This window comes from Kitasatospora sp. NPDC002543 (assembly GCF_053594915.1).
In genome coordinates this window covers 1-12763 of sequence record NZ_JBSFWR010000100.1, presented here as the reverse complement: position 1 = coordinate 12763, position 12763 = coordinate 1, and the positions used below count along the sequence as shown (strand labels likewise).

Here is a 12763-nt window from a genome sequence, read left to right as displayed (position 1 = left end):
CCCGCACCCCGAGCGCCCCGAGCACCCGCGTCCCCACCTCCGAGAAGGAGCACCCCGTGGCCCCCGCCCCCCGCACCGCCGAGGTGCTGCCGGTCTCCGCCGCCCAGCGCCGGTTCTGGCTGATCGACCGGCTGGAGGGCCCCAGCGGCGTCTACAACACCGCCGCGGCCCTGCGGCTGCGCGGACCGGTGGCCGTCGACCACCTCCGGCAGGCGTTCCAGCGGCTGGTCGACCGGCACGAGGCGCTGCGCACCGTCTTCCCGGCCCGCGACGGCGTCCCGGTCCAACTGGTGCTGCCCCGACGCGCCTTCGAGCTGGGCACCACCGAGGCCGCCGGCGCCGACGAGGCCGAGGTCCGCCGGCTGGCCGCCCGGCTCGCCGAGCAGCCCTTCGACCTGGCCAAGGGGCCGCTGCTGCGGGCCGAGCTGATCGCCCTCGGGCCGCAGGAGCACCTGCTGGTGGTCGTGCTGCACCACATCGTGGTGGACCGCTGGTCCTTCGGCCTGCTGATGTCCGAGCTCTCCGAGGGCTACGCCGCGTCCGCGGAGCGGCGCCCGGCCCGGCTGCCCGAGCTGCCGCTGCGCTACGCCGACCACGTGGCCGGCCGGCAGGCCGTGCTGGACGGCGGCCTCGGCGACCGGCTGCTCGCCCACTGGCGCGAGCGGCTGGCCGGGGCGCCGCAGGCCCTGGAACTGCCCGGCGACCGGCCGCGCCCGGCGGTGCGCAGCTTCCGCGGCGCCACGGTGCCGGTACGGCTGGACGCGGCCGCCTCGCAGGCCGTGCGCGACCTCGCCCGAGCCGCGGGGGCGACCCCGTTCATGGTCCTGCTGGCCGCCTTCCAGGCGGTGCTGGCCCGGCACGCGGGCGCCGAGGAGGTCGTGGTGGCGACCGGGCCGGCCACCCGCGCCCCGGGTACGGAGCTGCTGGTCGGCGCGCTGGTCAACACGGTGCTGCTGCGCACCTCGCTGGCCGGCGACCCGAGCTTCGCCGACCTGGTGGAGCGGGTGCGGGGCACCGCGCTGGACGCCTTCGAGCACCACGAGCTGCCCTTCGACCGGTTGGTCGAGGAGCTGGCGCCCAGCCGCGACCTCTCCCGCAACCCGCTGGCGCAGGTCGGCTTCGTGCTCCAGAACGCACCGGCCGCCACGCCCGCGCTGTCCGGGCTGGCCGTCGAGCCGGTGGCCGTCCCCCGGGACAGCGCGCACCTCGACCTGGACCTCCAACTCACCGAGGAGGAGGGCTGCTTCACCGGTTTCGCCGAGTTCGCCCGGGACCTCTTCGACACGCCGACGGTGGCCCGGCTGCTCGGCCACTGGACCACCCTGCTGGAGGCCGCCGTACGGGCGCCGGGCACCCGGCTGTCCGAGCTGCCGATGCTCACCCCGGAGGAGCTGGCCCGGGAGCTGCACGGCTGGAACGACACCGACGCCGAGTTCCCGGCCGGTCTGCGGGTGGACCGGCTGTTCGCCCGCCGGGCGGCCGAGACGCCGGAGGCGGTCGCGGTGCTCGACGCCGCCGGCTCCCTCACCTACCGGGAGCTGGACGCCTGGGCGGGCCGGATCGCCCACCGGCTGCGGGAGTGCGGCGTCGGGCCGGAGGTGCCGGTGGCGCTCTGCCTGGAGCGCGGCGCCGGGCTCAGCGCCGGCATGCTGGGCACGCTGCGGGCCGGCGGCGCCTTCCTCGGCCTGGACCCGTCCTACCCGGCCGACCGGCTCGCCTTCATGATCGACGACGCCCGGCCGGGTGTGGTGCTCGCCAACCGCTCCACCGTCGGCGCGCTGCCGGCCGGCACCGAGGTGCTGCTGCTGGAGGAGATCGCGCGGGACGCGCCGGAGTTCCCCGCGGAGGACGGCGTCACCGGCGCCGGCGAGGCCAACCTGGCCTACCTGGTGTACACCTCGGGCTCCACCGGGCGTCCCAAGGGCGTCGCCGTCACCCACCGGGCCATCCTCAACACCTTCGCCGGGCTGGCCCTGACCCATGGCTTCGCGCCCGGCGACCGGATGATCGCCCTGCACTCGCCGAGCTTCGACCCGGCCGTGCACGACTGCCTGGCCCCCCTGGTGGTCGGCGCCGCCGCCGTCTTCCCCGCGCCGGAGTCGGCCCGCGACCCCCGGCACTGGGCCGAGCTGGTCGCCCGCCACGAGGTCACCGTCTGGTCGATGGGGCCGGCCGGGACGGAGGCGATGCTGGCCGCCGCCGAGGAGCACGGCCTGTCCCTGGGCAGCCTGCGCAGCGCCATGGTCGGCGGCGACGTGCTGCCGCCCGCACTGCCCGCGCGGCTGCGCGCCGCCGCGCCCGGCTGCGAGGTCGTCAACTCCGCCGGCGTGGCCGAGGCCGCCTTCTGCAACAACGAGTACCGGGTGCCCGAGGACGCCGACCCGACCGCCCCGGTCCCGTACGGGCACCCGCTGGCCAACCAGCGGCTGCTGGTGCTCGACGGGCTGCTGCGCGCGGTGCCCGCCGGGGTGCCCGGCGAGCTGTGCGTGGCGGGCGAGGGGCTGGCCCGCGGGTACCGGGGCCGTCCCGGGCTGACCGCCGAGCGCTTCGTGCCGCACCCGTACCCCCGGGTGCCGGGCGAGCGCCTCTACCGCACCGGCGACCTGGCCCGCCGCCGGCCCGACGGCGAGCTGGAGCTGCTCGGCCGGGCCGACCACCAGGTCAAGATCCGCGGGTTCCGGGTCGAGCCGGGTGAGGTGACCGGCGTGCTGCTGGGCCACCCGGCGGTGGCCGACGCCATCGTGGTGGCCCGCGAGACGGCCCCGGGCGACCGGCGGCTCGCCGCCTACTGGGTCGCCGCCGCGCCCGTGTCCGGCGCCGAGCTGGCCGCCTGGCTGCGCGAGCGGCTGCCCGGCCACCTGGTCCCCGCGCTGTGGACGGAGCTGACGGCCCTGCCGCTGTCCCCCAACGGCAAGGTCGACCGGGCCGCGCTGCCCGAGCCGGCCGCCCCCGACGGGCCGTCCGAGGTGCTCGCCCCGCGCACCGGCACCGAGGCCGCGATCGCCGCGATCTGGCGGGACCTGCTGGAGCGGCCCGAGGTCGGCGTGCTGGACGACTTCTTCCTCCTCGGCGGCCACTCGCTGCTGGCCAACCGGCTGGTCGGCGCGCTGCGCGCGGAGTTCGGCGTGGAGCTGCGACTGCGCGAGCTGTTCGCCGCCGTCACGGTGGCCGCCCAGGCCGAGCTGGTCGAGCGGCTGCGCGCCGGGGCCGACGGCGGCCCGGCGGACGGCGTCCCCGCGCCGCTGCCGCCGGTCGTCCCGGCGGACCGCGCCCTCCCGCTGCCGCTCTCCTTCGCCCAGCAGCGGATGTGGCTGTTCGACCGCTTCGCGCCCGGCAACCCGGCCTACCACGTGCCCACCGCGGTGCGGATCGGCGGCGGGCTGGACGAGCGGGCGCTGGCCGAGGCCCTGCGCGGGCTGGCGGCCCGGCACGAGGTGCTGCGCACCGTGCTGCCGGAGGTGGACGGCGTGCCGGTCCAGCGGGTGCTGCCGGTCGGTGAGGTGCCGCTGACCGTCCGCGACCTCGCCGCCGGCGAGCCGGCCCGGGCGGTGGTCGACGAGTTCGTCGCCCGGCCGTTCGACCTCGCCGCCGAGGTGCCGATCCGCGTCCTGCTGCTGCGGGTGGCCCCGGACGAGCACGTGCTGGTCCTGGTGATCCACCACATCGCGCTCGACGGCTGGTCGATGGGCGTGCTGGTCGAGGACCTGGGCGCGCTCTACGACGGCCGTGCCCTGCCCCCGCTGCCGGTGCAGTACGCCGACTACGCCCGGTGGCAGGCCGACCGGGCCGCCGAGGGCCGCTGGGACGAGCAGCTGACGCACTGGCGGGAGCGGCTCGCCGGGCCGCTGCCGGTGCTGGAGCTGCCCGCCGACCGGCCCCGCCCGGCCGTGCCCAGCCTCGCCGGCGCGGTGCACGAGTTCGAGCTGTCCGCCGAACTGACCGAGCGGCTGCGCGCCCTCGGCGCCCGGCACGGCGCCACCCTGTTCATGGTGCTGCTGGCCGGCTACCAGGCCCTGCTGGGCCGGCTCTCCGGCGCCGAGGACGTCCTGGTCGGCACCCCGGTCGCCGGCCGGGGCCAGCCCGAACTGGACGGCCTGGTGGGCTGCTTCGTCAACAGCCTGGCGCTGCGCGGCGACCTCTCCGGCGACCCGGCCTTCACCGAACTGCTGGAGCGTACCCGCACCCGCACGCTCGCGGACTTCGGCTGCCAGGACGTCCCGTTCGAGCAGGTGCTGGACGCCGTCGGCGCGGACCGCGACCCGGCCCGGCATCCCGTGTTCCAGACCATGCTGACGCTGCAGAGCGCCCGCCTGCCCCGGGCCGGCTTCGCGGGACTGCGCGTGGACCCGCTGGACGCGCGGACCGACTCCTGCCTGATGGACGTGATGTTCACCGCCGTCGAACAGGACGGGCGGCTGGCCTTCACCGTCGAGTACGCCACGGACCTGTTCGACGCGGCGGGCATCGCCCGGCTGGCGCACCGCTTCGGCGTGCTGCTGGCGGCCGCCGCCGACGCGCCGGGCACCCGGCTGTCCGGGCTGCCGCTGCTCGACGCCGAGGAGCGCCGCACCGTCCTCAGCACGTGGAACGACACCGCCCGCCCCGTCCCGGCCACCGGCCTGCACGAGCTCGTCGCGGCGGCCGCGGCCCGCACCCCCGGCGCTCCGGCGCTGGAGCACGAGGGCCGCACCACCAGCTACGCCGAGCTGGAGGCCGCCGCCGAGCGCTGCGCCGCCCGGCTGCGCGTACTCGGGGTCGGCGAGGGCAGCGTGGTCGCGGTGCACGCGGCCCCGACCCCGCGGCTGGTGACCGCCCTGCTCGGCGTGCTCAAGGCCGGGGCGGCCTTCACCACGCTGGACCCGGAGCTGCCCGAGGCCCGGCTGAGCCTGCTGCTGGAGCTGTCCGGCGCCCGGCTGGTGCTCACCGACGGGCCCACCTCCCACCCGCTGCCGGCCGGGCTCACGGTGGCCCCGATCGAGGAGCCGGCCGAGCCGGGCGCGCCGGCCGGGCCCGTCCCGGCCGCCACGGCCGCCACGGCGACCGAACCGGAGGCGCTGGCCTGCGTGTTCTTCACCTCCGGCACCACCGGCACCCCCAAGGGCTCGATGTTCACCCACCGGGGCCTGGTCAACTTCACCCTGGCGATGGCCGAGGAGTTCCGCCTCGCCCCCGGCGACCGCTTCCTGCAGCTGGCGTCCACCGGCTTCGACGTCCTCGTCGAGGAGCTGTTCCCGGCCCTGGCGGCCGGAGCGACCGTGGTGCTCCCCGGCGCCCGGCTGCTCGCCCGCGGCACCGACCTGACCCGCTACCTGGCGGAGCACCGGATCACCGGCCTGGAGCTCACCACCGCCTACTGGCACGACTGGACCGCCGAGTTGGCGCGCACCGGTGCCGCCCTGCCGCCGGACCTGCGGTTCGTCGCGATGGGCGGCGAGCGGGTGCGCCGGGACCTGCTGACCGTGTGGCAGCGCCTCGGCGTCCCGCTGGTGCACGTGTACGGGCTCACCGAGGTGACCTGCACCTCGGCCACCCTGCGGGTGACCGGCGAGCCGGTGGCCGCCGACGGCCTGCCGATCGGCCGACCGCTGCCCAACACCGCCGTCTACCTGCTGGACCCGGCCGGGAACCCGGTGCCGATCGGCTCCCCCGGCGAGATGTTCCTCGGCGGTGCCGGCGTGGGCCGGGGCTACCTGGGCCGGCCGGGCCTGACCGCCGAGCGCTTCGTCCCGGACCCGTACGGTGAGCCCGGCGCCCGGCTCTACCGCACTGGCGACCTCGCCCGCCACCTGGCCGACGGGACCGTGGAGTTCATCGGCCGCGCGGACCAGCAGGTGAAGATCCGCGGCCACCGGATCGAACCCGGCGAGGTGGAGGCCCGGCTCGCCGAACTGCCCGGCGTCGGCGCCGCGGCGGTGGTGGTCCGCGAGGACGAGCCGGGCGAGAAGCGCCTGGTCGGCTACGCGGTCGCCGCCCCCGGCGCCGCACCCGACGCCCTCGAACTGCGCGCCGCGCTGCGCGAGCGGCTGCCCGGGTACCTGGTGCCCTCGGCCGTCGTGCTGCTGCCCGCGCTGCCGCTGAACGGCAACGGCAAGCTCGACCGCGGCGCGCTGCCCAGGCCCGGCCGCTCCGAGCTGACCGGCGGGGCGGCGGCGGCCCCGAGCACCCCCACCGAGCGGGAGATCGCGGAACTGGCGGGCGACCTGCTCGGCCTGCCGGCCGTCGGCGTCCACGACAACCTGTTCGACCTCGGCCTGCACTCGCTGCTGGCCGCCCGGTTCGCCGCCCGGGTGCGCGAGACCTGCCTGGTGGACGTCCCGCTGCGGGTCTTCTACGAGGCGCCCACCGTCGCCGAGTTGGCCCTGCGGGTGGTGCAGCTCCAGGCCGAGGGGACCGACCCGGACGACCTGGCGCAGCTGCTCGCCGAGCTGGAGGCCGAGGACGGCCTCGCCGCCACCTGATCCCGGCGGTCCGGCCGCCCACCGGCCCCGGCCTCCCACCGGCCCCGGCCAACCGACCGCCGGCCATCCGGCCCCGGCGGGTCGGGCGCGGCGGGGGCACCCCGCCCCCGCCGGCCGCCCGCCCCGCCCACCCGGCCCGTCCACCCGACCCGCTCCCAGGAGGAACCCTCATGACCATCGCCCCCGCCCTGCTCGAAGACTGGCTGCGCGAGCGGTACTTCACCACCACCTACGACATCAGCAGCAGCGGTGTCGAGAACTACACCGTCGACCAGGTCCTCGCCCTGGCCGGCACCAGCGCCGCCTCCCTCGGCGACATCATGTTCCGCGACAGCCACTCCCTCGGCGGCGAGCCGCTGCGCGCCGCCCTCGCCGAGCGGCACGGCACCGACCCCGGCTCGATCATCGCCACCCAGGGCTCCAGCGAGGCGATCTACCTGGTCATGCAGGCCCTGCTGAAGCCCGGCGACGAGGTCGTGGTGCAGACGCCCGCCTACCACGCGCTGGTCGAGGTGGCCGCCTCGCTCGGCTGCCGGATCGTCCCCTGGGCGATGCGCACCGAGCACGGCGTGGTCACCAACGAGGACGAGCTGCTGGCGCTGGTCGGCCCGGACACCGCGATGGTCGTGGTCAACTTCCCGCACAACCCGACCGGCGCCACGGTGACCGCCGACCAGCAGGCCGCCATCGTCGACACCTGCGCCCGGTACGGCACCTGGCTCGCCTGGGACAACGCCTTCCAGCACCTGGTCTACGACCGCGAGCCGCTGCCCGACCCGGCCCCCGGCTACCCCCGGGCGATCTCCTTCGGCACCCTGTCCAAGGCGTACGGCCTGCCGGGCCTGCGGGTCGGCTGGGCGCTGGCCGCGCCCGAGGTGCTGGCCGGCTGCGTGCGCCGCCGCGACTACACCAGCCTCGCGCTGTCCCCGCTGGTCGAGGCGGTGGCCACGCACGCCGTCCGGCACGCCGACGAACTGCTGCGCCCCCGGCTCGCCCAGGCCACCGCCAACCGGAAGCTGCTGGCCGACTGGCTGGCCGAGCACCGCGACCGGGTGACCGCCGACCTGCCGGCCGGCGGCGTCACCGCCTTCCCCGAGCTGACCACCGTCGCGGACGTGACCGAGTTCGCCGACCGGCTCGACCGCGACCACGGCGTGCTGGTCGTGCCCGGCGCCTGCTTCGGCGCCCCGCGGCACATCCGGCTCGGCTTCGGCGGCGCCTCCGAGGAGCTGACCGCCGGCCTCGACCGGCTGGCCGCGCTGCTGCCCGAGGCCCGCTGACGGCCCGTCCGGGCCCTCCCCGCCGATCTCCCTCCCGTCCGGGCTCCACCGAGCCCTCCGCACCACCGACCACCCGAGGTGACACCCGATGCACGCCCTCACGCTCGACCCCGCCGACGCCGACGAGGTCGCCGTCCTGCTCGACGAACTGGCCGCCCGGCACGGCAGCGTGGAGGACCAGACCCTCCAGGACGACCTGACCGTCCAGTCCCACCGGCTGCCCCTGGCCCTGCGCCGCTTCCTGACGGACTTCCGGCTGCACGAGCCGAGCGGCGTCTGCGTGATCTCCGGCTACCGCGTCGACCAGGAGCGGATCGGCGCCACCCCCGCCCACTGGCAGGACCGCACCGGGACCTCCCCGGCCCTGCGCGAGGAGATCTTCCTGCTGCTGTGCGCGGCCCTGCTCGGCGAACCAGTCGCCTGGGCCACCCAGCAGGACGGCTACCTGGTGCACGACGTCCTGCCGGTGCGGGGCCACGAGGAGGAGCAGATCGGCACCGGCAGCAACCAGACCATCTTCTGGCACGTCGAGGACGCCTTCCACCCCTACCGGGGCGACTACGTGGGCCTGCTGTGCCTGCGCAACCCGGACCGCGTGCCGACCACCTTCGTCGGCGTCCAGGACCTCGACATCTCGGCCGCCGACCGCCGGGTGCTCTCCGAGCCGCGGTTCTACATGCTGCCGGACAACTCGCACCTCCAGATGCTCGACAGCGGCCCCGGCCGGGCCCTCGCCGGCGGCGCGGAACTGCTCGACCAGGCGTACGAACGGCTGAAGACCATGCGCGACGCCGCCGCGCCCGTCCCGGTGCTGTTCGGCTCGCCCGGCGACCCCTACCTCTGCCTGGACCCGTACTTCATGGACCTGGACCGGCTGGACCCGGAGGCCCGGGCCGCGCTCCAGCGCCTCTCCGACGACATCGACCGCCGGCTCGGCGGCGCCGCCCTCGCCCCCGGCGAGATCGTCTTCGTCGACAACTACCGGGCGGTGCACGGCCGCAACTCCTTCGCCGCGCGCTTCGACGGCACCGACCGCTGGCTCAAGCGGGTCAACGTCGCCCGCGACCTGCGCAAGTCCCGCGACTCCCGGGCCACCGCCGGCTCCCGCGTCCTGTTCTGAGCGCCTGCTGAGCGCCGACCGCCGGCCCCGCCCGCCGCCATCCCGACTCCGCCTTCCGTCCAGCGCCTTCGGGCCCGCCTGACCTTCTCCGGGGAGAGCACCGTGAGCACCACCCAGTCCGCCGCCGCCGCGCCGTCGAACGGCACCGCCGCCGAGGCCACCACCGCCACCGACACCGCCCGCCGGATCGCCGAGCTGTCCCTCGAGCAGCGGGCCCGTCTGGAGGCCCGGCTGCGCGAGCGGCTGGCCCGGCGCCCGGCCGCCGCCACCGGCATCCCGCGCCGCACCCCGGGGGCCCCGGTGCCGCTCTCCTTCACCCAGGAGCAGATCTGGCTGGCCCAGCAGCTCGCCCCCGAGTCGGCGGCGTACAACGTGCCGATGGCGGTCGCCTGCACCGGCCCGCTGGACGCCGAGCGGCTGGCCGGGGCGTTCCGCACGGTGATCTCCCGGCACGAGGTGCTGCGCACCGTCTTCGCCGCCGGGCCGGACGGCACGCCCGTCCAACTGGTGTGCGAGGATGCGCAGTTCACTCTTCCGGTGACCGACCTGCGCTCGGCGCCGGGCGGAGCCGAGGCGCTGGTCCGCGCGCGGCTGGCCGAGGAGGCCCACACCCCGTTCGACCTGGCGTCCGGGCCGCTGTTGCGGGCCGCGCTGCTGCGCACCGGCGAACAGGAGCACGTCCTGTTGCTGACGGTTCATCACATCGCCGTCGACGCCTGGTCGGTGAACGTCCTGCTGGCCGAGGTCGCGGCGGCCTACCGGCTCGCGGACGGGCCTGGCGGCGCCGAACTTCCCCCGCTGCCGGTACAGTACGGCGACTTCGCCGCCTGGCAGCGCGGCCGGCTCGACGGCGCCGCCTACCAGGAGAGCCTGGACCACTGGCAGCGGCGGCTCTCCGGCGTTACCGACACTCCCCCGGCCGCCACCGTCACCGGCCGCGCCGGCGGCGGCGCGGGCGCGGGATCACACAGCCTGGAACTGCCCGCCGACGTGACGGCCGGCCTGCGGGCCCTGGCGGCGCGGCACCGCACCACGCTCTTCACCGTGGCCCTGGCCGCGCTCCAGACCCTGCTGCACCGCTACGGCAGCGGCCCCGACCCGCTGATCGCCACCCCGGTCGGCGGTCGCGAGCGCACCGAACTCGAGGGCCTGGTCGGCTGCTTCGTCAACACCCTGCTGCTGCGCGGCGACACCTCCGGCGAGCCCACCTTCGCCGAACTGCTGGACCGCACCGCCGAGGCGACCCGGCAGGACCTCCGGCACCAGGAGGTGCCCTTCGACCAGCTGGCCACCCGCCTGCGGGCCGGCTCCCCGGACGGGCTGGCGCGCACCATGCTGGTGCTCGACCAGGCCACCGCCGCGGACTCCCCCGGCACCCCCGAGGGCTCCGACCCGCTGACCCTGCGCCCGCTGGACGGGGCCGGCCCGGCCGACGCCAAGCGAGACCTCACCTTCACCGTCTCGGAGACCGCCGACACCCTCGCGCTGACCCTCGTCCACCGCACCGACCGCTACGAGGAACGCTCCGCCGAGCGCCTGCTCGCCCACTACGCCACCCTGCTGCGCGAGGCCTGCGCCGACCCGGACCGCCCGATCGGCCGGCTGCCGCTGCTCACCGCCGCCGAGCGCGAGCAGGTGCTCGACACCTGGAACGCCACCGCCCTGGACGTGCCGGCCGGCACCTTCCACGGCCGCTTCGCCGAGCAGGCCGCCCGCACCCCGCGGGCCGTCGCCGTCATCGGCGCCGACGGCTCCCCCACCTACGCCGAACTGGACCGGCAGGCCAACCGGCTGGCCCACCACCTGCGCGCACTCGGCGTCGCCGGCGAGACCCCCGTCGGCATCTGCCTGGAGCGCGGCACCTGGACGGTCGTGGCGCTGCTGGCCGCGCTCAAGGCCGGCGGGTGCTACGTCCCGATCGACCCGGCCCAGCCCCGGGAGCGGATGGCGATGATGCTCGCCGACACCGCCGCGCCCCTGGTGATCACCCGCGCCGCCACGGCCGGTCTGCTGCCGGACGGCGTGCGGGCGGTCGTGGTGGAGGAGCTGGACCTCGACGCCCTGCCCGACACCGCCCCCGAGGTGGCCGTCGACCCGGGCCAGGCCGCCTACGTGCTGTTCACCTCCGGCTCCACCGGCCGCCCCAAGGGCGTCGTGGTCGAGCACCGCCAGGTGCTCAACTACCGCACCGCCGTGGTGTCCGCGCTGGGCCTGGCGGCGGAGGCCGGCTACGCGATGGTGCAGCCGTTCACCTTCGACTCCTGCGTCACGGTGCTCTCCGCCGCCCTGCTCGGCGGCGGCACCCTGCACATGGTGGACTCCGACACCGCCTCGGACGGGCGCCTGCTGGCGGCCTACTTCGCCGAGCACGCGATCGACTACCTGAAGATCAGCCCCTCCCACCTGTCCGCGCTGGAAGGGCCGGGCGGCGAGCACCGGGTGCTGCCCCGCCGCGGCCTGATCCTCGGCGGCGAGGGCTCCACCACCACCTTCGTGCGCGACCTGCTGGGCCGGGCCGGGTGCGAGGTCCTCAACCACTACGGCCCCACCGAGACCACCGTCGGCGTCACCACCCACCGCCCGCGGGCCGGCGAACTCACCACCACCTCGACCGTGCCGATCGGCCGACCGCTCGGCAACGTCCGGGCGTACGTGCTGGACGACCGCGGCGAGCCCGTCCCGGTCGGGGTGCCGGGCGAACTGCTCATCGGCGGCGCCCAGGTGACCCGCGGCTACCTGGGCCGCCCCGGCCTGACCGCCGAACGCTTCGTCCCCGACCCGTACGGCGAGCCCGGCGCCCGGCTCTACCGCACCGGCGACCTCACCCGCCGACTGCCGGACGGGGCGATCGAGTTCCTCGGCCGGATGGACGACCAGGTGAAGATCCGCGGCTTCCGGATCGAACTCGGCGAGGTCGAGGCGGCGTTGGCCGCGCTGGAGCCGGTGGCGGCGGCCGCCGCGGTGGTCCGCGAGGACCGGCCGGGCGACCGCCAGCTGGTCGGCTACCTCGTGCCCGCCCCCGGCGCCGAGCTCGAACCGGCCGCCCTGCGCGAGGAGTTGGCCAAGGCCCTGCCCGGCTACATGGTGCCGTCCGCGCTGGTGGAGCTCGACGCGCTACCGCTGACCGCCCACAACAAGCTCGACCGCCGGGCGCTGCCGGCCCCGCCCCGCCGGGAGTCCGCCCCCGGCCGGACCGCGCGCGACGAGCGGGAGGCCGCGCTCTGCCGGATCTTCGCCGAGGTGCTGGGCGCCGACCGCGAACCGGGCATCGACGAGAGCTTCTTCGACCTCGGCGGCCACTCCCTGCTGGCGATGCGCCTGGTCTCGGCCGTCCGCACCGGCCTGGACGTGGAACTGGGCGTGCGCGACCTCTTCGAGGCGCCCACCGTCGCCGCCCTCGCCGAGCGGCTGGAGCAGGCCCGGCCGGCCGTCGCGCTGCCGCCGCTGGTCCGGACCGAGCGCCCCGAGGTGCTGCCGCTCTCCTTCGCCCAGCGCCGGCTCTGGTTCCTGAACCGGATGGAGCGCGGCACGAGCGCGTACGCGATGCCGGTGGTGCTGCGGCTGACCGAGGAGGTCGACACCGCCGCGCTGCGGGCCGCGCTGGACGACGTGGTGGAACGCCACGAGACCCTGCGCACCCTCTTCCCCGAGGCCGACGGCGAGCCCCACCAGTCCATCCGCCCCGCCGCCCCGGGCCTGGTGCCCCTCCAGCACCTCGACGTCCGGGACGAGGCGGAGGCCCGCGGCCGCGTCACCGCCCTCGCCTCCACGCCCTTCGACCTGACCACCGAACTCCCGCTGCGCGCCGCCCTGTTCACCCTCGCCCCCGACCAGCACCTGCTCGCCCTCGTCCTGCACCACATCGCCGGCGACGGCTGGTCCATGCGACCCCTCACCCACGACCT

At 76.6% G+C, this 12763-nt stretch carries 4 protein-coding genes; all 4 read left to right on the top strand.

Annotated elements, in window-relative coordinates:
- Positions 1-56: 56 nt before the first annotated feature.
- Positions 57-6458, top strand: coding sequence for an amino acid adenylation domain-containing protein (locus tag ACWD4P_RS30720; RefSeq protein ID WP_449781904.1), 6402 nt, complete (start codon positions 57-59; stop codon positions 6456-6458).
- A 170-nt stretch (positions 6459-6628) separates the two neighbouring features.
- Positions 6629-7738, top strand: a complete 1110-nt coding sequence (vioD, locus tag ACWD4P_RS30715; protein ID WP_449781903.1) for a capreomycidine synthase — start codon at positions 6629-6631, stop codon at positions 7736-7738.
- An 88-nt stretch (positions 7739-7826) separates the two neighbouring features.
- Complete coding sequence (gene gntD / locus ACWD4P_RS30710) at positions 7827-8858, top strand: guanitoxin biosynthesis L-enduracididine beta-hydroxylase GntD (RefSeq protein ID WP_359817523.1); 1032 nt, start codon at positions 7827-7829, stop codon at positions 8856-8858.
- A 102-nt stretch (positions 8859-8960) separates the two neighbouring features.
- On the top strand, positions 8961-12763 hold a 3803-nt coding region (locus ACWD4P_RS30705; protein WP_449781902.1), incomplete at its 3' end, for an amino acid adenylation domain-containing protein.

What these genes read in the sequence shown, in the direction of transcription:
- vioD (WP_449781903.1), top strand. Translation starts at nt 6,629, where the DNA reads ATGACCATCGCCCCCGCCCTGCTCGAAGACTGGCTGCGCGAGCGGTAC.
- gntD (WP_359817523.1), top strand. Translation starts at nt 7,827, where the DNA reads ATGCACGCCCTCACGCTCGACCCCGCCGACGCCGACGAGGTCGCCGTC.